This is a genomic window from Haemophilus paracuniculus (assembly GCF_002015115.1).
Lineage (GTDB): Bacteria > Pseudomonadota > Gammaproteobacteria > Enterobacterales > Pasteurellaceae > Haemophilus_E > Haemophilus_E paracuniculus.
Genome location: NZ_MUYA01000008.1, coordinates 64,740 through 83,596, shown reverse-complemented (window position 1 = coordinate 83,596; position 18,857 = coordinate 64,740). Strand labels below are relative to the sequence as shown.

Annotated in this window: 23 protein-coding genes; 17 read left to right on the top strand and 6 right to left on the bottom strand. The window is 47.7% G+C overall.

Going from position 1 to position 18,857, the window contains the following annotated elements; genetic code table 11:
* Positions 1-2: 2 nt before the first annotated feature.
* Positions 3-236, bottom strand: a complete 234-nt coding sequence (locus tag B0187_RS06710) for a YgjV family protein (RefSeq protein ID WP_078237093.1) — start codon at positions 234-236, stop codon at positions 3-5.
* A 29-nt stretch (positions 237-265) separates the two neighbouring features.
* Here B0187_RS06710 and B0187_RS10255 point away from each other — a divergent pair, with 29 nt between their 5' ends.
* From B0187_RS10255 to B0187_RS06695, 3 genes are all read left to right on the top strand, one after another.
* A complete protein-coding gene (locus B0187_RS10255) occupies positions 266-454 on the top strand; it encodes a hypothetical protein (RefSeq protein ID WP_078237092.1) in 189 nt (62 codons plus the stop codon).
* 60 nt (positions 455-514) lie between these two features.
* A complete protein-coding gene (locus tag B0187_RS06700; RefSeq protein ID WP_078237091.1) occupies positions 515-1,114 on the top strand; it encodes a YagU family protein in 600 nt (199 codons plus the stop codon).
* A 372-nt stretch (positions 1,115-1,486) separates the two neighbouring features.
* A complete protein-coding gene (locus B0187_RS06695) occupies positions 1,487-1,984 on the top strand; it encodes a DUF5067 domain-containing protein (protein ID WP_078237090.1) in 498 nt (165 codons plus the stop codon).
* A 107-nt stretch (positions 1,985-2,091) separates the two neighbouring features.
* On the opposite strand, the gene map is transcribed toward B0187_RS06695, so the two are convergent.
* Entirely contained in the window at positions 2,092-2,895 is an 804-nt protein-coding gene (gene map, locus B0187_RS06690) for a type I methionyl aminopeptidase (protein ID WP_078237089.1), read from the bottom strand.
* A gap of 124 nt (positions 2,896-3,019) precedes the next feature.
* On the opposite strand from map, the gene B0187_RS06685 reads away from it, so the two are divergent.
* The 4 genes from B0187_RS06685 (at position 3,020) to B0187_RS06665 (ending at position 7,638) form a co-directional block, all read left to right on the top strand.
* Complete coding sequence (locus tag B0187_RS06685; protein ID WP_078237088.1) at positions 3,020-3,805, top strand: glycosyltransferase family 32 protein; 786 nt, start codon at positions 3,020-3,022, stop codon at positions 3,803-3,805.
* Between the two features lie 319 nt (positions 3,806-4,124).
* The gene (locus B0187_RS06675; protein WP_078237086.1) at positions 4,125-5,438 is read left to right on the top strand and encodes an anaerobic C4-dicarboxylate transporter; all 1,314 of its coding nucleotides are present in this window, start codon (positions 4,125-4,127) and stop codon (positions 5,436-5,438) included.
* A 122-nt stretch (positions 5,439-5,560) separates the two neighbouring features.
* Entirely contained in the window at positions 5,561-6,799 is a 1,239-nt protein-coding gene (proA, locus tag B0187_RS06670; RefSeq protein WP_078237085.1) for a glutamate-5-semialdehyde dehydrogenase, read from the top strand.
* 2 nt (positions 6,800-6,801) lie between these two features.
* Positions 6,802-7,638 carry a virulence factor BrkB family protein gene (locus B0187_RS06665; RefSeq protein WP_078237084.1) on the top strand — a complete coding sequence of 279 codons (837 nt, stop codon included), beginning with the start codon at positions 6,802-6,804 and terminating at the stop codon, positions 7,636-7,638.
* 2 nt (positions 7,639-7,640) lie between these two features.
* On the opposite strand, the gene B0187_RS06660 is transcribed toward B0187_RS06665, so the two are convergent.
* A complete protein-coding gene (locus tag B0187_RS06660) occupies positions 7,641-7,934 on the bottom strand; it encodes a YfcZ/YiiS family protein (RefSeq protein ID WP_078237083.1) in 294 nt (97 codons plus the stop codon).
* 71 nt (positions 7,935-8,005) lie between these two features.
* On the opposite strand from B0187_RS06660, the gene B0187_RS10250 reads away from it, so the two are divergent.
* Positions 8,006-8,359: a hypothetical protein gene (locus B0187_RS10250; protein WP_158078228.1), complete on the top strand. Its 354-nt coding sequence runs from the start codon at positions 8,006-8,008 to the stop codon at positions 8,357-8,359.
* A gap of 63 nt (positions 8,360-8,422) precedes the next feature.
* Here B0187_RS10250 and tpx read toward each other — a convergent pair whose 3' ends face one another.
* Positions 8,423-8,923 carry a thiol peroxidase gene (gene tpx, locus B0187_RS06650; protein ID WP_078237081.1) on the bottom strand — a complete coding sequence of 167 codons (501 nt, stop codon included), beginning with the start codon at positions 8,921-8,923 and terminating at the stop codon, positions 8,423-8,425.
* Between the two features lie 107 nt (positions 8,924-9,030).
* Between tpx and B0187_RS06645 the strand changes: the two genes are divergently transcribed.
* From B0187_RS06645 to B0187_RS06620, 6 genes are all read left to right on the top strand, one after another.
* Positions 9,031-9,762 carry a 1-acylglycerol-3-phosphate O-acyltransferase gene (locus B0187_RS06645; protein WP_078237080.1) on the top strand — a complete coding sequence of 244 codons (732 nt, stop codon included), beginning with the start codon at positions 9,031-9,033 and terminating at the stop codon, positions 9,760-9,762.
* Between the two features lie 8 nt (positions 9,763-9,770).
* Complete coding sequence (locus B0187_RS06640; protein WP_211272715.1) at positions 9,771-11,180, top strand: multicopper oxidase domain-containing protein; 1,410 nt, start codon at positions 9,771-9,773, stop codon at positions 11,178-11,180.
* A gap of 179 nt (positions 11,181-11,359) precedes the next feature.
* Complete coding sequence (gene accA, locus B0187_RS06635; RefSeq protein ID WP_078237079.1) at positions 11,360-12,313, top strand: acetyl-CoA carboxylase carboxyl transferase subunit alpha; 954 nt, start codon at positions 11,360-11,362, stop codon at positions 12,311-12,313.
* A gap of 59 nt (positions 12,314-12,372) precedes the next feature.
* Positions 12,373-12,999, top strand: a complete 627-nt coding sequence (locus B0187_RS06630) for an HI_0552 family protein (RefSeq protein ID WP_078237078.1) — start codon at positions 12,373-12,375, stop codon at positions 12,997-12,999.
* Positions 13,000-13,341: 342 nt separating this feature from the next.
* On the top strand, positions 13,342-14,391 hold the full coding sequence (locus B0187_RS06625; protein ID WP_078237077.1) for a YeeE/YedE family protein: 1,050 nt from the start codon (positions 13,342-13,344) through the stop codon (positions 14,389-14,391).
* A gap of 18 nt (positions 14,392-14,409) precedes the next feature.
* Complete coding sequence (locus tag B0187_RS06620) at positions 14,410-14,634, top strand: sulfurtransferase TusA family protein (RefSeq protein ID WP_078237076.1); 225 nt, start codon at positions 14,410-14,412, stop codon at positions 14,632-14,634.
* Positions 14,635-14,689: 55 nt separating this feature from the next.
* Here the strand turns inward: B0187_RS06620 and B0187_RS06615 are convergent, their stop codons facing one another.
* Both B0187_RS06615 and B0187_RS06610 read right to left on the bottom strand, forming a co-directional pair.
* On the bottom strand, positions 14,690-15,259 hold the full coding sequence (locus B0187_RS06615) for an acetate uptake transporter (protein WP_078237075.1): 570 nt from the start codon (positions 15,257-15,259) through the stop codon (positions 14,690-14,692).
* Between the two features lie 65 nt (positions 15,260-15,324).
* Positions 15,325-16,374: an extracellular solute-binding protein gene (locus B0187_RS06610; protein ID WP_078237074.1), complete on the bottom strand. Its 1,050-nt coding sequence runs from the start codon at positions 16,372-16,374 to the stop codon at positions 15,325-15,327.
* Between the two features lie 225 nt (positions 16,375-16,599).
* Between B0187_RS06610 and dapD the strand changes: the two genes are divergently transcribed.
* The 3 genes from dapD to aroQ all read left to right on the top strand — a co-directional run bounded on the left by dapD (position 16,600) and on the right by aroQ (position 18,744).
* Entirely contained in the window at positions 16,600-17,424 is an 825-nt protein-coding gene (gene dapD / locus B0187_RS06605; protein WP_078237073.1) for a 2,3,4,5-tetrahydropyridine-2,6-dicarboxylate N-succinyltransferase, read from the top strand.
* Positions 17,425-17,495: 71 nt separating this feature from the next.
* Positions 17,496-18,290, top strand: a complete 795-nt coding sequence (locus tag B0187_RS06600; RefSeq protein WP_078237072.1) for a glycosyltransferase family protein — start codon at positions 17,496-17,498, stop codon at positions 18,288-18,290.
* Between the two features lie 10 nt (positions 18,291-18,300).
* Positions 18,301-18,744 (top strand): type II 3-dehydroquinate dehydratase, encoded by a 444-nt coding sequence (gene aroQ / locus B0187_RS06595; RefSeq protein WP_078237071.1) that lies wholly within the window; start codon positions 18,301-18,303, stop codon positions 18,742-18,744.
* The last annotated feature ends 113 nt before the right edge of the window (positions 18,745-18,857 follow it).

Here is an 18,857-nt window from a genome sequence, read left to right as displayed (position 1 = left end):
CTCTAGATTAGACCGATTTTTTTCTCGGCATAATGCTTGTAAATGTAATACCCATTCACAAGGGTAACGAAAACATTGAGGGCAATCACGGGCAATGATGAAATCAAAATACCGTAAATTACAAAGCAGATCGCCCCTGAGGCGTTGATGATGCGAAGTTTGATGACATCTTTCATTAAAAATGAGCCTGATACTAGCAACATTGCTACCCAGCCCAAAATTTCGATAGCGTTCATTTTTTATCCTTTTTTATCGTGAAAAATCAATGGTGCGAATTGTACCCTTTCTTTTTGAATTTGTGTCAAACCCCTTGAAAAGCAAAGGTTTGCGTAAGAAAAATTTACAAAAGTCAGATGATGAAAATTATGAATTTGATCTGAATCAAACAAACCGAACAGGCAGGCATTTTTCCATTTTCATTTTATGGGTAACTGCTAAAATGGCATTGGTTTAATTTTTTTATGGAATAAATTAAATCGTTTCCATTCATTCACTTTAATATCGGAATTTAACTATGAACTTATTTCAACAAACAGAACCAAGCCGCCGCCGTTTTGGTGTGGCAATTTTTGTCGGCATTATCGCGGGCATCATTTCAGCATTCGTAAAATGGGGGGCGGAACACCCATTCCCACCACGCAGCCCAATCGATTTATTCGTTTCTGCCTGTAAAGATCCATCGCAAGCGTTGGAAGTTTGTTCGCGTGCGTTCTTAAACCCACCGCACGTTTTCTTGCGTGATTATATCGGCATCGACCCAACGGAAGCGGTGTTTACCTTTGCGGATCACGCTTTCAACTGGATCGGCGTTACCCATATGATTTTCTCGCTCGTGTTTGCGATTGGTTACTGCATCGTGGCGGAAATCTTCCCGAAAATTAAATTCTGGCAAGGTATCGGTGCGGGGATTTTAGCGAACATCGCCGTGCATTACATCACTTTCCCTGCGTTGGGCTTAACCCCGCCAGTGGCTGAATGGCCAGCCTACGAACACATTTCTGAGCTTGTTGGACACATCTGCTGGTTCTGGACGATTGAGGTGATCCGCCGTGATTTGCGTAACCGCATCACCAAACAGCCAGATCCTGAAATTCCACTTTCAGAAACTCGCTAAACCAGAAAAAGAGAGGGTAACCTCTCTTTTTATTGTTAACGAACAACCACCGTGGTTATTGCTTTAAAAACCCTTGCCTGAATAAAAAACTCATAGAGAATATTCCTAGTTTAGAGGATATACAGCTGAGATTATCCGATATGTAAAAATTCAGGTTCTAAGAATTCGAATTTTAATAGCCCCCTTCTAGTGGACTAAGCAAAGCCACCTTCTATGAAGGTGGCTTTTTACTAAGTATAACAAGCGGTCAGATTTTGAAAATTTTCGGAAACCCACCCCTTGCCACCGAAAATTTACGGTGGAAAAATCGGGGGTATTCAAGTAAAATGCCCTCGTTTTGTTTTCCCTGTTTTTTATTTAAAAGGAAATGCTATGAAATTTTTGAAGACTGTTGCGATGATTTCGCTTGCCTCGGTAATGGCGATGAATACGGCGGTGGCGAATACCAAAACGGCTCAGCCAGCTCAATCGGCACAAAAAGTGGATAAAAATTTACAACAATTCACCAGCAATGTGCAGATTAAATTAACGGCTCGCGGTTTGGCGAAAGATGAGAAAGATCAGCCTGTGTTGCAATTTCATTATGAAATTATCAACAAATCGAGCAAGCGTGATATTAAAGCGGTAAATTGGGTGTCGGCTTTAACTTACAACGGGCAAGTGGTGTGGTTGCGTGATATCCCTATGACGTTCCAAACCCCGTTAAAACGTAAAACCACCAGCAAAATCACGATGAATGTGCCTGCGGCGGCGTTCCAGCCAGAGGTTCAGCAGTTGATGATGAATCCAAAAGTGCAAATCGGTAGCATCGTGGGGGCGAAAAGCCTTGAATTTACCAACGGAACGAAAATTATCGTTTCCACCAAATAACGCAAAAGCCACGAATTTTCGTGGCTTTTTTGTGGTTGGATTTTGCTTTGCAAGCGGTAAGATTCTGCAAAATTTCGCTGAATCCTACCGCTTGTTTCGCTTTCGGGCTAGTCGTTTTTCATAAAACGGCTAATTCGCCCTGCTTGGATTTCTTCTTCACGAATGGTCATCACTTCGCAGCCCTCTTTGGTAACGACGATTTGATGTTCGTATTGTGCTGAGTGGCTACGGTCTTTGGTTTTCACCGTCCAGCCGTCCCCCATTAGGCGGATCTCTTTTTTGCCAGCGTTGATCATCGGTTCAATGGTGAACACCATTCCCTCTTGCAACACTACGCCGCCGTCATCGCCGAGGTAGTGGATTACTTGCGGATCGCAGTGAAATTCCGAGCCGATGCCGTGTCCGCAGTATTCACGCACTACCGAAAAGCCCTCTTTTTCCACATATTGCTGAATGTTGCGACCGATCTCTCTGAGGCGAACCCCTGCTTTGACGGTGCGAATGCCGATGTAGAGTGCCTCTTGGCTCACTTCGCACAAGCGTTTGCTACGCACGTTGGTTTCGCCCACGATGTACATTTTTGAATTGTCGCCGTAGTAGCCGTCTTTGATTACCGTTACGTCAATGTTGAGAATATCGCCTTTTTTCAGTTTTTTATCATCGCTTGGAATGCCGTGGCAGACCACTTCGTTTAGCGAAATGCATACCGCTTTTGGGAAACCGTGGTAGTTCAAGCAGGCAGGAATGCCGCCTTGCACCTTTTCGATATATTCGTGGCAAATGCGGTCAAGCTCGCCCGTGCTAACCCCCTCTTTGACGTGAGGTTCGATCATCACTAACACATCGGCGGCAAGCTGGCAGGCGATGCGGATTTTTTCAAGTTCTTGTTCGTTTCTTAATGGAATGTTCATTGTGGCTCTATTTTCAAGAAAAAAGTGGGGGGATTGTATCAATTTTGGCGTGAAATATAAATCTATTCATTCCCACCCGAGAAAATGGTAAAGTACGCCCGTGTTTCTTTGTAAGGATTTTAAAATGCAAAAAGTCAAATATCAGCCGTTAATTATGGTGGCGAATGGCACGTTACGTTTGATCGGCAATATTGTGAAAGTGGCGAGCTACGGTTTCCACGCCCTTTTTCCGAACAAGCGGTTCGTTATTCCCGAATTTAGCCCTGCTAAAATTCAATCGAAAAAACCGACCAAAATTAACAAAACGATTTGGCAAACCAATTATAGCAACCGTGTTACCCTGCCGATCTATTGTAATTACCTACTAAATCGCCTGCTTTCATTAGATTACGACTATTGTTATGTCAGCACCGAACAGCGTGAAGCATTTATCAAAGCCAACACGGACGAACGCACCTTTGAGGCGTATAGCAAATTGACGGACGGTGCGTCCCAAGCGGATTTTTGGCGATTGTTGGTGCTGTATAAAGAGGGCGGGATTTATATGGATATTGACGGGCATTTGGTGTGGAATTTATCCAGCATTATCGGCGAAAACGACAGCGAAGTGCTAATCAAAAGACGCAACCGTTACACCAATTTCTTCCTCGCCAGCGAAAAGGGCAACTGGATTATGCGAGAAACCCTCGATTTGGTAATCGACAATATCGAACAACGCCGCATTGAGGGCGGTGTGTTTTCGCTCACAGGACCGACAACGCTCAATAATGCGATTGGCGAGCGTGAAGTCATCTGGCGGCGAGACAAACTCACCTGCACCCAAGGCACATTCAGCAACGAACATTTTCAATATATGGACAAGAAAATGGGCAAATGGAACCACGCCAAGAATGAGGATTTATTAAAATAATCTGCAAAGGCAACCGAAAGGTTGCTTTTTTAAATGCCCCCTTCGGTCTTGCTTTGCTCGACCACTTCCCCCGCAAGCGGGGGCAGATCTTGTTTTGCGATAATTCTGAGATCTTCCCCCGTTTACGGGGGAAGTACCGCCAAAGGCGGGGTAGGGGGCAAAAATTTCAATAATCCCACCCCTTGCAACCCCTTTCCCCACAAAACTTCCGCCCATTTTTTGATCAAAATAAAAATAAATAAATCTAAGCATAGAAATTAGTTTTATTTATCACTATACTACGCCCCTCTTTTTTCTATCATTAAATTAAGGTGCAATTATGTTTCTTTTAGAATTTGCGATTGTCCTGCTCTGTATCCTCATCGGTGCAAGGGTTGGCGGCATTGGCTTAGGGGTGCTGGGCGGTGTGGGCTTGGCGATTTTGGCGTTTGTGTTTGGTTTGAAACCGACCAGCCCACCGATTGACGTAATGTTGATGATTATGGCGGTGGTCTCGGCGGCGGCGGCAATGCAAGCGGCTGGGGGCTTGGATTATATGATCAAAATCGCCACCAACATTTTACGCAAAAATCCAAAATATATTACGTTCATCGCCCCTGCGGTAACCTTTACTTTTACCGTGTTAGCAGGTACGGGACACGTTGCTTATTCGGTGTTGCCTGTGATTGCGGAAGTGAGCCGCCACAATGGTGTGCGTCCTGAGCGTCCGCTCTCAATGGCGGTAATCGCCTCGCAATTTGCGATTGTGGCAAGCCCGATTGCGGCGGCGGTAACGGCGGTGGTCGGCTTCTTAGAGCCACAAGGTATTACGTTGGGTAATGTGTTGAGCGTAACCGTGCCATCTACCATTCTCGGCTTATTCTGTGCGTGCTTGTTCGTGAATAAAATGGGCAAAGAATTAAAAGACGACCCAAAATATCAAGCATTATTAAAAGATCCAAACTATGTGAAATTAAATCACGCCGACCAAACCCCAGCGGAAATGAAAATCAGCCCAACGGCGAAAACTTCGGTGGGATTATTCTTATTCGGTGCGTTGTTGGTCGTGTTGATGGGTTCAATGCCTTCGCTTCGTCCTGTGTTTGACGGCAAACCAATGGGAATGGCTCACACCATTGAAATCGTGATGTTAGCGGTGGCGGCGTTGATCGTGTTAATCTGCAAACCAAACGGACACGAAATCACCCAAGGCTCGGTGTTCCACGCCGGTATGCGTGCGGTGATTGCGGTGTTCGGCGTGGCGTGGATGGGCGACACCCTAATGCAAGGCAACATCGAAGAAGTAAAAACAGCGGTGAAAGGCTTGGTGGAATCCGCACCTTGGGCGTTCGCTGGGGCATTATTCATTCTTTCCGTCCTCGTAAACAGCCAAGGGGCAACGGTGGCAACCCTATTCCCACTCGGTGTCGCTCTCGGCTTACCAGCCCCAATTATGATCGGGGTGTTCGTGGCGGTAAACGGCTACTTCTTCATTCCAAACTACGGCCCGATCATCGCCTCAATTGACTTCGACTCAACGGGCACAACCAGAATCGGCAAATATATCTTCAACCACAGCTTTATGATCCCCGGTTTACTCAGTATGGCGTTCTGCTTAGGGTTTGGGTTATTGTTTGCGAATATGTTCTTATAATTTATAACTGATTTTGATAGCACAAGCGGTCAGATTTTTTGAAAATCTGACCGTTTTTTTATTGGAAAAAAAGATCGAAATAATAGTACACTTCGTATATGTTTATGATGAGGTAGAAAATAATGAAAATGATTGAACTCGCCCAAGGGGCGAAGCAGGCGAGTGTGGCACTCGCCCAATGCAGCACGGTGCAGAAAAATCACGCCTTGCACCAAATGGCGGACGCGTTGGAACAGCGTGCCGAGCAAATTTTGGCGGCAAATCAGCAGGATATTGCCTTGGCGGAACAGCAGGGCATTTCGCCCGCGATTATCGATCGTTTACTTTTAACCCCCGAACGATTGCGAAATATCGCGAACGATGTGCGAAATGTGGCGAAATTAGCCGATCCAGTCGGGCAGATTATGGACGGCGGCACGCTTAACAGTGGTTTGAAAATTCAGCGTGAGCGAGTGCCGTTGGGGGTGGTTTTAACCATTTACGAGGCTCGCCCGAATGTTACGATTGATGTGGCTTCCCTCTGTTTGAAAACGGGCAATGCGGTGATTTTACGCGGTGGCAAGGAAACCAAATTCACCAATGCGGTGTTGGTGGAAGTGGTGCAAAACGCCCTCGCCCAAGCAGGGTTGCCAGCTTTGGCGGTGCAGGCAGTAACCGATCCCGACCGTGCTTTATTGCTCGAACTGCTGAAATTGGATCGCTACATTGATATGCTGATTCCGCGTGGCGGGGCTGGTCTGCATCAATTCTGCAAAGAAAATTCAACCATTCCCGTGATTGTAGGGGGAATCGGGGTTTGTCATCTATTTGTGGAACAGAGTGCCGATCTGGAAAAATCTCTCGCCGTGATTGCCAACGCCAAAACCCAACGCCCAAGCACCTGCAACACCCTCGAAACCTTGTTGGTGGATCGCAAAATCGCCGATCAATTCCTGCCGAAATTGGTGGAACGAATGAACGCCCTCGGCGTGCGTTTACATTCCAACGATCTCACGAAATTTGACGGAATCCTACCGCTTGATCAAGCCAATTTGAGCCAAGAGTGGCTGTCCCTCGATTTGAACGTGGTGGTGGTGGACGGCATTGAGCAGGCGATTGCCCATATCCGCCAATATGGCAGCCAACATTCCGAAAGCATTTTGACCAACAATCATCAGCTCGCTCGCCAATTCGTGCAGCAGGTGGACGCGGCGGCGGTTTACATCAACGCCAGTACCCGTTTTACGGACGGCGGCGAATTTGGCTTAGGGGCGGAAGTGGCGGTCAGCACCCAAAAACTGCACGCCCGAGGCCCGATGGGATTAGAGGCGTTAACCACCTACAAATGGGTGTGCGAGGGCGATTATCTATCAAGGGCGTAACGATGAAAAACCAACTGATTTTATTCGGCAAAACCTTTTGGAAACGCTTTCAAGAGAACAAATTATCGGTTTACGCAGGGCACCTCACTTATAGCACGATGCTTGCAATCGTACCGCTGGTAATGGTAGTGTTTTCGATTTTTGCCGCATTCCCGATTTTTGACGAGGCAACCGCCGATCTCAAAACCTTTATTTACGACAATTTCGCCCCCAACGCGGGCAATATGGTGCAAGAGTTCATCGACCTATTCGTCAGCAATTCCAAAAAAATGGGTCTAATCAGCACCCTCGGTTTGGTGGTGGTGGCGATAATGTTGATCGCCAAAATTGACGAAAGCCTGAACGAAATGTGGCACAACCGCAAACCCCGCTCGTTGGTGGTTTCCTTCGTGCTTTACACCTTAATTTTGATTTTCGCCCCGATTTTGGCAGGGTTGAGCATTGCGATCAGTTCCTACATTCTATCCCTCGAAATTTTCAGCGAAGACGGCATTTTCTCGTTTAGCACCCGCTTGCTGGCGTTCGCCCCCTTTGTTTTAACGTGGTTACTGTTCACAATGGTCTATTTGATCGTGCCGAACACCCCCGTCAAATTCCGCCACGCCGCTTGTGGGGCAATTTTCGGGGCGATTTTCTTCACGTTAGGTAAGCAAGTGTTCGTGTGGTATATCACCACCTTCCCGTCCTATCAAGCGATCTACGGGGCGTTGGCGGTGATCCCGATTATGATTTTGTGGATCAACCTAAGCTGGCTGGTGGTGCTACTCGGCGGACAATTCGCTGCCGTGTTAAGCGAAGTGAGCGATCAACAAGGGGTCAGATCCGCCGAAATTTCTTAACCTTAACGCACCGCCATTTGGAACAAAATCACTTCCGCTTGGCAGCTAAATTCAATCTGCATTTGCATTAAATAACCCTGCTTGAACGGCGAAATGCTTTGCTCAATTCGGCAGGGTTCATTTTCCACCGATCTCGCCTTTTCCGTAAAAAATCGTACCGCTTGATCCGCTTCCGCCTCGCTGGCATAAACGCCCTCGAAAGCAATGGTGCGGTCGCTGTTATCCAAAAATCCTTCCCCTTTCAGCTTGCACATTGTGCGGGCTTCCTCGGCTTTTTGTTGTAAGGTTTTGTTCATCATTTTTTCCTCAAAAATAAAAAGATCGACATTATAGCCGATCCACAAAAATTTAGCGGATCTGACCGCTTGTGGATAACCTTGTGAATAAAATGCGAGATCGCTCTGCAAAAACGGTAGATAAGTGGCTGAAAGCTAACCTTATCAAGGCACGATCAAAACTACTCAAAAAGATCTTTTTGCGGATCTTTTCCCTTGATAAACGATCATTAGATCGAGAGATCTTTCATCAATCTCTGGATAACTATTCAGGTAAGCTAAATTTTAGCAGGGTTGTTCCAATTTTGAGACATATTTATCCCCACCTGTTGTGGATAAGTTTGTGGTTGAGCGAGAAGATCATTTTGAATAACGGTGCAAAACAAAAAGTGATTGAAAAGATCTCAAATAAAATCAAAGGGTTAGCAAATGGAAATGGGCTGTGAAAAATGAAGGAAGAAAATTGATTGCTTTTTAAACAAAAAATCCCCCAGCAGGGGGATTTTCGATTAAGCCAACACCGCCAACGCTTGTTGGTAGTTCGGTTCAGTTTTGATTTCTGGCACTAGTTCGCTGTGTAGTACACGGTTGTTTTCGTCGAGTACGATCACTGCACGGGCGGTTAAGCCAGCTAACGCCCCGCTTGTGATGTCCACGCCGAGTTGGGTATGCACTGCTTTGTGGCGGAAGGTGGAAAGGGTTTGCACGTTTTCAATGCCCTCTGCACCGCAGAAGCGAGCTTGGGCGAATGGTAAGTCAGCCGAGATGCAAAGCACCACGGTGTTGGCTAATGCCGCTGATTGTTGGTTGAACATGCGAACCGAGGTGGCACATACGCCCGTGTCAATGCTCGGGAAGATGTTGAGGATTTTGCGTTTGCCCGCAAAATCGGCTAACGCCACATCTTCTAAGCCGTTATTCACGAGGGTAAAGTTTGCTACGCTTTCGCCCACTTGTGGGAAGTTGCCCGCCACTTCAATCGGGTTGCCTGCGAGAGTAATTTGAGCCATAAAAATCTCCTTATGTTGGGTTGGAAAAATCGCAATATACCGATTTTTCGGGTAAGATTAAACCCCTTATTCTGTACGGAATTTTATCCCCCTAGTAGGAACATAGTATGTTGAAGATTTTACGCATTATCGTGGTGGCATTTTTGGCGATGGTCATCAGTTTAGTTGGCACAGTTTACGCCCTTGTGCGGTTACGCAATCCGAGTAGTGTCGGCGTGATTGCCCGAATGTATAGTGCAATGCATCCGTTGCTGGGCTTTAAGCTAATTCGCCGTCCTCGTGAGGAATTTAATCAGCCAGCGATTTATATCGCCAATCATCAAAATAATTACGATATGGTCAGTATTTCGTCAATGGTTCCCCCTCGCACCGTAACCATTGGCAAGAAAAGTCTGATTTGGATTCCGTTTTTCGGGTTGGTTTATTGGGCAACGGGCAACATTTTTATTAACCGTGAGAAACGTAGCAGTGCGATTAGCACGATGAACAAGGTAGGCGAGATTATCCAGCAACGCCAAATTTCGGTGTGGATGTTCCCCGAAGGCACGCGTAGCCGTGGGCGAGGTTTGCTGCCGTTTAAGACGGGGGCATTTCACACGGCGATCAACGCTGGCGTGCCGATTGTGCCTATTGTTTGCTCGACTTTGCATAACAAAATCGACCTCAACCGTTGGGATAACGGCATCGTGATTTGTGAAACCTTAGATCCGATTGAGACAAGCGGTTACAATCGTGAAAATATCAAAGATCTTATCGACAAATGCCACGCCATTATGCAAGCGAAAATCGAACAGCTCGATCAAGAAGTGGCGGAATTAGAACGTCAAGCGAAAGCCTAATGATGAAAATGAAACTCTCTCGCCGCCAATTTTTGCAACGCACCACCCTTGCTGGGGCGGTGCTTGCGTTGCCCTCGTCAGCCCTTGCTCAAACCCGCCCAGCCTTGCCGATTCCACCGTTAATGGACGTGGGACGAGGTCGCCCCGTGCGGTTGGATTTTCTCGCCACCAAAACGGCGTTTAACGAGGGCAAATTGGTGGAAGTGTGGGGTGTGAACGGGCATTACCTCGCCCCCACGGTGCGAGTGCGATCGGGGGATTTCGTCAAACTCGCCTGCGTCAATAATCTCAATCAGCCCCTCTCGTTCAACATTCAGGGCTTGCAACTTTCCACCGAAATGATCGGCTCAATTCATCGCCCCCTCGCCCCAAATCAGCAGTGGTCGCCCGTTATTAACGTGCAACAGACCGCTTGCACGGGCTGGTATCACGCCAACACAATGTATCGCTCGGCGTTACAGGTGTATCGTGGCATTGCGGGCTTGTGGATTGTGGAAGATCAAGCAAGCAAAAAAGCGAATTTGCCGAATAAATATGGGGTGAACGACATTCCGCTGATCTTGCAAGATCAACAAATCAACCGCGAGGGCGTGCAAGTGCTAGACCCAAACCAACCGCAATTTTTCGGCAAGCAGTTATTTGTGAACGGCAAAGCCTCGCCGTTCGTCAATGTGCCTCGGGGCTGGGTGCGACTGCGGATTGTGAATGCCTCGCTTTCTCGCCCTTACGATCTATGCCTTGATAATGATCAGCCTTTGCACCTGATTGGCACAGGGGTGGGAATGTTTGCCGAACCCGTTGAAATGCCAACCATTCGCCTCGCCCCCTCGCAACGGGTGGACGTGCTAGTGGATTTGAACGAGGGCAAAACCGTTTCCCTTATCAGCGGCGAAAAAAGAGATATTTTCTACAAAGCCAAACAGTTTTTTGACGACAGCAACGCCCTTGCCGACAACGTGGTGCTGGAACTTCGCCCCGAGGGAATGGCCGCGGTGATCACCGAAAAACCAAGCCTACCACCGTTTGAGCTGGAACAATTTAACCTCAACATTACCCAACAACGAAAATTCAACCTTACCCCGTTGAATTACAGTATCAACGCCCAGCGGTTCGACCCCAAACGGATCGACTTCACCGCTCAAAAAGGCACAGTGGAACGTTGGTATCTCACCAGCGACAGCGACATCGGCTTTACCCTGCAAGGGGCGAAATTTGTGATCGAAACCCGCAACCGCCAACGCCTGCCCCACAAACTACTCGCGTGGCAAGACACCGTTTGGCTGGAAAAAGGGCAAGAAACCACCTTACTCGTTCAATTCAACCAAACCACCAGCCCCGAACAGCCTTTCACCTTCGGCGTAACCGACCTAATGCTACGCGACCGCGGCACAATGGGGCAGTTTGTGGTGGTGGAATAGCTTGCAAGGGGTGGGATTTTTGCAAATTTCGTAAACAGAAATCCAGTCTGCGGTCTGTTTTGTTTTATGGCGGTCGGATCTCTGAAAAAATTTCACAAAATCGCACCGCTTGTTGCCCTTTTTGGGCGTTTCGCTGTTAGAATAGCGACCGTTTCTGTACTCAAAATAGGATAACGACAATGAGCCAAGAATACTTAGATTTTGAATTGCCGATTGCGGAACTTGAAGCCAAAATTGAGGCGTTGCAAGCAATGGCGACCCCTGATGAGAAAATCAACCTTGATGATGAAATTGCACGGTTGCGTAAAAAAAGCCAAGAATTAACCCAAAAAACCTTTGCTAACCTTGATGCGTGGCAGGTTTCTCGTATGGCACGCCACCCAAGCCGTCCTTACACCCTCGATTATATCGAACATATTTTCACCGAATTTGACGAGCTGGCAGGCGACCGTGCCTTTGCGGATGACAAAGCGATTGTGGGCGGGATTGCCCGTTTAGACGGTCGCCCTGTAATGGTTATCGGGCATCAGAAAGGGCGTTCGGTCAAAGAAAAAGTGAAACGCAACTTCGGAATGCCAGCCCCCGAGGGCTACCGCAAGGCATTACGCCTAATGCAAATGGCAGAGCGTTTTAATCTGCCGATTATTACCTTTATCGACACCCCAGGGGCGTACCCTGGCATTGGGGCAGAAGAGCGTGGACAGTCGGAAGCGATTGCCCGCAACTTGCGTGAAATGTCCACCCTCAAAGTGCCAGTGATTTGCACCGTGATCGGCGAGGGCGGTTCGGGCGGTGCGTTGGCAATCGGCGTGGGCGACAAAGTGAATATGTTGCAATACAGCACCTACTCGGTAATCTCGCCAGAGGGTTGTGCCTCGATTTTGTGGAAAAGTGCCGACAAAGCCTCAACTGCGGCGGAGGTAATGGGCTTGACCGCCCCTCGTTTGAAAGAGCTTTCGCTGATCGACAACATCGTGCCAGAGCCGTTGGGCGGCGCACACCGTGATGTGGCTCAAATGGCGGCAAACCTCAAACAGCGTTTGTTGGAAGATCTGGAAGATCTCTCGCCGTTGGATACGGAATCCTTGCTTGACCGCCGTTATCAACGCTTAATGAGCTACGGCTACGTTTAATTTCCACCACAAGCGGTCGTTTTCAGCCCAAAATCTGCAAACGACCGTTTTCTTTTGCGATGTCTGAACTTCATTTTAACGCCGAAAGTTGCGAATTGTTTGAACAGCCGTTTTTTCAATTCGCCCAACTCAAAAAGTATTGCCCTGAACAAATTCCGCAAATCAAGGCAGATTACAAACGCCATTGGGAAAAGTGGAAAGCCTTACATCAAGCCGTTTCCGCTCAACTCGAGCAACCGTTCGCCGAACCGCATATCGAAAAATGGTGCAACGGCTGGCAGGTGCGAGCCCATTTTTTCGCCTACTACAAATATGAATTTAACCGCCAATCGGCGGCGATTTTGTCGGTCATTCTCAATCGCAGGCGGCTGCAAGTGAGCCTTGATTGGCATTGCTACCGAGCCGACCGCTCGCAAATTTCCCTCGCCCAATACAATCAATGGCTGGATCAGCTAGACGACCGCTTCGCCGATTTCGACATCTGGCGAGGGGACGAAAGCGAATACGCCGATTTCCGCAAGGTGCGAGCATTGAACGAGCAGGATTTACTACTGCGTTCTGATGATGATTTTTGGTGCATCGGCAAAAACCTCGAAAAAGTGGATTTGGCGGATACGGATTGCGTAGAATTTATCTACCAAACCATTCGCGAGTTGTTGCCGTTGTATGAGGGGTGTCATCGGTAAGTTTGTGCAAATTGTTTAGGACGCGACATCGCGTCCTTGACGAGTTTGCCCCCTTCGGTTTCGCTACGCTCAACCACTTCCCCCGCAAGCAGGGGCATATCAGATCGATCTCACAATAAGGAAAGATCTAAGAATTTTCGCAGAATAAGATCTGCCCCCGCTTGCGGGGGAAGTACCGCCGTAGGCGGGGTAGGGGGGCAAAAATGCGAAATTTCTAATAATCCCACCCCTTGCATTCTTCACTTTTTCATTTCGCCATATCTTAGAAATTTTGGTTATTTAATTTCCTCAAATTTTTTGCGTATAGTCCAGCCATTGATTTTTCACAAGAGGAACAGAACGATGTTATGGACTATCTTTTCAGGCGGTGTGATTGGGGTGCTGCTCGGTTTTGTGTTGCAACGTACTCGCTTTTGTATGACGGGCGGTTTTCGTGATATGTACATTGCTCGCAATAATCGGCTTTTTTATGCGTTTTTGATTGCGATTGCGATCCAAAGTGTCGGGGTGTTGGTGGCGATAGAACTTGGCTATTTGAGCTATGAATATGAAGAGTATTCGGTTGTTGGCGTGCTGGTCGGGTCGTTTATTTTCGGTTTGGGGATTGTGCTTGCCAGTGGTTGTGCGACAGGGACGTGGTATCGTGCTGGCGAGGGCTTGATCGGCAGTTGGGTGGCGTTGTTCGCTTACGCATTGAGTGCGGCGGCGATGAAATATGGGGCGTTGAATGGTCTGCAAAAGGCGATCACCCAGCACGCCCGAGTGAACGAAAATTTATCGGCAGCCTTGGGCGTGTCGGTCTGGTGGTTGGTGGCGTTATTGGTTGCCGTAACCGCTTACTTCGCCTACAAAACCCTCGCCAAACCTCGCATACAAGCGGTGGGATTACCGCCAAAATTTTCAGGTGTTCGCCACTATTTATTTGAAAAACGTTACCACCCATTCCAAGCGGCGGTGGCGGTGGGCGTAATTGCGTTCCTCGCGTGGTTCGCCAGCTCTTCCACAGGGCGAAATGACGGCTTAGGCATTACCACCCCGTCCGCCAACCTTGTTTACTTCTTCGCCACGGGCGATGAGAGCAAACTCAACTGGGGCGTGTTTTTGGTATTGGGGATTTTTGTCGGCTCATTCCTCGCCGCCAAAGGCAGCAACGGATTTCGCTGGCGTCTGCCCGACAGCAAAACCCTCGCATTCAGCTTGGTCGGCGGTTTGTTGATGGGCGTGGGGGCGAGCCTCGCAGGGGGCTGCACCATTGGCAACGGCTTAACCGCCACCGCCGTGATGTCGAGCAAAGGCTGGTTGAGCCTCGCCGTTACCATTCTCGGGGTTTGGACAATGTCCTACTTCCTGTTCGTCAAACCAAGCCGCCAAGCCACCGCTTGCACGGCATAATCACAAAAAGGAAACAATATGCGTTACACACTCGAAACGAACGGAATGGTCTGCCCATTCCCATTGATTGAAGCCAAACAAAAAATGGCACAACTTGAAGCAGGCGATGAGCTTTTCATTCAATTCGACTGCACCCAAGGCACGGAAAGCATTCCCAACTGGGCGGCGGAAAACAATTATCCCGTTACCCACTTCGCCCAAATCGGCGAAGCCTCGTGGGAAATTGTGGTGCAGAAAAGTTAATTCCCAGAAAAAGAAAAGACCGCTTGCAAGCGGTCTTTTTATTGGAAATTTTTGATTATTTTTTCGGTTCGCCGATTGGTAGAACGGTGCGACCAAAGCTGTCGTTGATGATGTCCGCCGCCGCAAGGTAGAACGCTAATAATGCGGTTAATAAACCGAAGTTACCGCCGATGTTCGTCCATACTTTGTTTTCAGTGAAATCGCCAATCGCAAGCAAGTAGAACGTGATCGTTAGGGCGAGGAAGATCGCTTGTAACGCACGGGCTTTGGCAAGTGTGCCGATAAACATCATTAGGGTGAATGTTCCCCAAGCCACTAAATACCAGCCGATGAATGCCGCTGAAACGTTGGCGGCGAAGAACACTTTGAATAAGGCGAACGACCACCAGAATGCACCGTAGCTAGTGAAAGCGGTAAAGCCGAAAGTGTTACCTTTTGAAAATTCAAACATACCTGCGATCATTTGAGCCGTGCCACCGAACGCAAAGCCCATTGCTAGCACGAGACCGACATTGTCGCCCGAGAATGTGCCGTTGTTGATTAAGCTAAGTAGCCAAGTTGTTAAAGCGAAACCACATAAACCAAGCGGGGCTGGGTTTGCGGTGAGTGAGTGTTGATTTGACATTGATAATCCTCTTGATGTCATTAGGGTTGATAAAAATCCCGCTAAATCTAGCGGGAAGAAAAAAGTTATTTGTTGGTTTTGAGTTCGTTCCAGTATTTTTCGTAGGTTTCGACCGCTTTACCCACGTCCGCTTGCAAAATCCCTTTTTCGATTTCCGCTTTCGGTGGGAACAGTAGCGGATCACTCGCCACTTCTGGTTTCAACAAGGCTTTTACGCCCTCGTTTGGCATTGAAAAGCCCATTGTTTCAATCACTTCTTTGGCACTTTCAGGACGCAATAAGAAGTTGATGAATTTGTGTGCTGCCTCTTTGTTCGCCGCATTTTTCGGGATCACATAGTTATCCATCCACACAATCACCCCCTCTTTCGGGAAGATAAATTTGAGGTCAGGATTTTCTTGTTTGGCACGATATGCCGAGCCGCTCCACTGCATTCCCACCGACACTTCACCTTGCAAATAAGGCATTTCAGGTGAGTCAGAATTGAACACGAGAACATTTGGCACGAGTTTTTTCAAACGCTCGTAGGCGGTTTTGATTTCGTCCTCTTTTTCGGTGTTCGGCGATTTGCCGTCTAACAATAAAGCGATGTGGAACACTTCACGCGGATCGTTCATCAGCAACACTTTGCCTTTGTATTCCGATTTCCACAAATCGCCCCAACTGTTAATGGTGGCGGGGGCGAAATCTTTGGCATTCACGCCAATGCCCGTTAAGCCGTAAACGTAAGGCAATGAGTATTTATTTTCAGGGTCAAACGGTTTACCCATCAATTCCGCACTCACATTTTTTAAATTTGAGAGTTTGCTTTTATCCAGTTCGGCTAACATTCCCTCTTTCGCCATTTTGCCCACATAGTAGCTGGACGGAAAAACGATGTCGTAAGTCGAGCCTTTGGAAAGTTTGAGTTTGGAATACATTTCCTCGTTACTTTCAAAGGTGGAATAAATCACTTCAATGCCCGTCTCTTTTTTAAACTGTTCCAGCAACGAAGACGGTACATATTCCGTCCAGTTGTAAACGTATAATTTCTCAGCAGCTTGTGCCGAAAGGGCAGAAAATGCCACCGCCACGGCGGTTAATTTTGCGAGAAAAGCACGACCGAATTTGATCATTGTTAGCCTCCTAAAAAAGAAAAACCCTTAGGATAAGGGGGAAAATGCGAAAGGCTCGCCACTTTAAAAAATCGGCGTAGTATAACGATTTCTTCGCCTTTTTGCTACGAACAAGCGGTCAGATTTCCACAAATTTTACAAATAGGTGGGGTAAAGGTGGAAATCTTTCTCGCTCTATGTTAAAAAGTCGAGCGATTTTTATTTACTCACTAGAAGGAACGCAAAATGTCTTTACAAGCAATTATTGAAGCGGCGTTTGAACGCCGTGCAGAAATCACGCCAAACACGGTGGACGCTGAAACCCGTGCGGCGATTGAGCAAGTGATCGAGGGCTTAGATAGCGGGAAATTCCGCGTTGCCGAAAAAATTGACGGCGATTGGGTGGTTCATCAATGGATCAAAAAAGCCGTGTTACTTTCATTCCGTATCAACGATAACCAAGTGATCGAAGCGGGCGACACCAAATACTACGACAAAGTGCCACAAAAATTCGCCGACTACACCCCAGAACGTTTCCAACAAGAGGGCTTCCGCGTTGTGCCACCAGCCACCGTGCGTAAAGGGGCTTACATCGCGAAAAACACCGTGTTAATGCCGTCTTATGTGAACATCGGGGCTTATGTGGACGAAGGCACAATGGTGGACACTTGGGCGACCGTAGGTTCTTGTGCCCAAATCGGTAAAAACGTGCATTTATCAGGCGGCGTAGGCATTGGCGGCGTGTTAGAGCCATTACAAGCGAACCCAACCATTATCGGTGATAACTGCTTTATCGGGGCGAGATCGGAAGTGGTGGAAGGCGTAATCGTGGAAGACGGCTGCGTGATCTCAATGGGCGTATTTATCGGTCAAAGCACCAAAATCTACGACCGTGAAACGGGCGAAATCCACTACGGACGCGTACCAGCAGGCTCGGTAGTCGTATCAGGTAGCCTACCGTCAAAATGCGGAAAATATAACCTCTACTGTGCCGTAATCGTGAAAAAAGTCGATGCCAAAACCTTAGGCAAAGTCGGCATCAACGAACTTTTACGCACGATTGAAGAGTAATTTTTCCCCTTACAAGCGGTAGGATTTTTCAAAATTTCGTCAAATCCTACCGCTTACACATTCAAAACCCTATGAACCCAATTCCAGAAAACCACCGCCACCAAATCGCCGTGGTGATTATCACTATCGGGCGAGACAATTTACTGCGAGCGGTTCGCTCGGTGTTTCAGCAAAAATTTGAGGGCAAAATCCAAGTGCTGATCGGGGTGGATATCGACAAATTCCAACAAATCCCCCAATTAAGGGCAACCTTAGAGCAAGAATGTCCGACACATATTTCGCTGGTTTGGCTTGATCTCGGTTATTCCACCTCAAAACGGCACGGTGGCGTGCAAGAATGTTTTTACGGTGGCTCACTTCGCACCGCACTCTCGTTTTTGGCGGACGCCCCGTTCGTAACCTACCTTGACGATGATGATTGGTTTTTGCCAAATCATCTTGAATTTGTGCATTACGCATTGAGCCAATACCCGAAAGCCAAGTGGGCGTTTACCCTCTCTTATTACGCCGATCCGAACAGCGAGGAAATTTTATGCCTTGATGAAATCGAAAGCGTTGGGGTCAATAAAGGGGCTTATCGGGAAAAATTTGGCGGTTTCGTTCGCCCATCTGGCTTGACCTTAAATTTAATCGAAACCTTGCCCTATTTGCATTGCTGGTCGCAAGCATTCAACGCACGGGGCGAGGGGGAAGATCGTTTGATGTTCGATCAGCTCAAATTCCTGCCTTACTGCGAAATCACCGTTGGCACGGTCTGCTGTGCCTTAGATCCCAAAGACGGAATGCACTCGGAACGAATGAAATTCATCGAACACAAACTCGGCAGAAAAGTCGAATTAGCCGAAAAAGCACAATCATTACGATAAGGAAATAAAAATGAAAAAAATCCTACTTCTCAACGGCCCTAATTTGAATATGTTAGGCAAGCGTGAACCGCAGATTTATGGCTCGCAGACCTTGGCGGATATTGAGCAACATTTACAGCAGTTGGCGGCACAGCGTGGGGTGTCGCTTGATTATTTTCAGTCGAACAGCGAAGAAGCCTTGATTAACCGTATTCATCAGGCGTTTCAGCAGGTGGATTTCATTATCATTAACCCAGCCGCCTTTACCCACACCAGCGTGGCTTTGCGTGATGCGTTGCTGGCGGTGGCGATTCCTTTTGTGGAAGTGCATTTGTCGAATGTGCATAGCCGTGAGCCGTTCCGCCACCATTCTTATTTGAGCGATGTGGCGAAAGGGGTGATTTGCGGTTTGGGGGCGAAAGGTTATGAATATGCCCTTGATTTTGCGATTGAAACCCTCTCGGCAGACCGCTAACTGCTACGATCAGTCGCAAAAATTAGCGAATTTTCGCTAATTTTGTAAGATTTTCATCGCAAATTCGCCCAATTTCGGGTAATCTTAGCACCGATTTTTTTCCCGAAAAACCG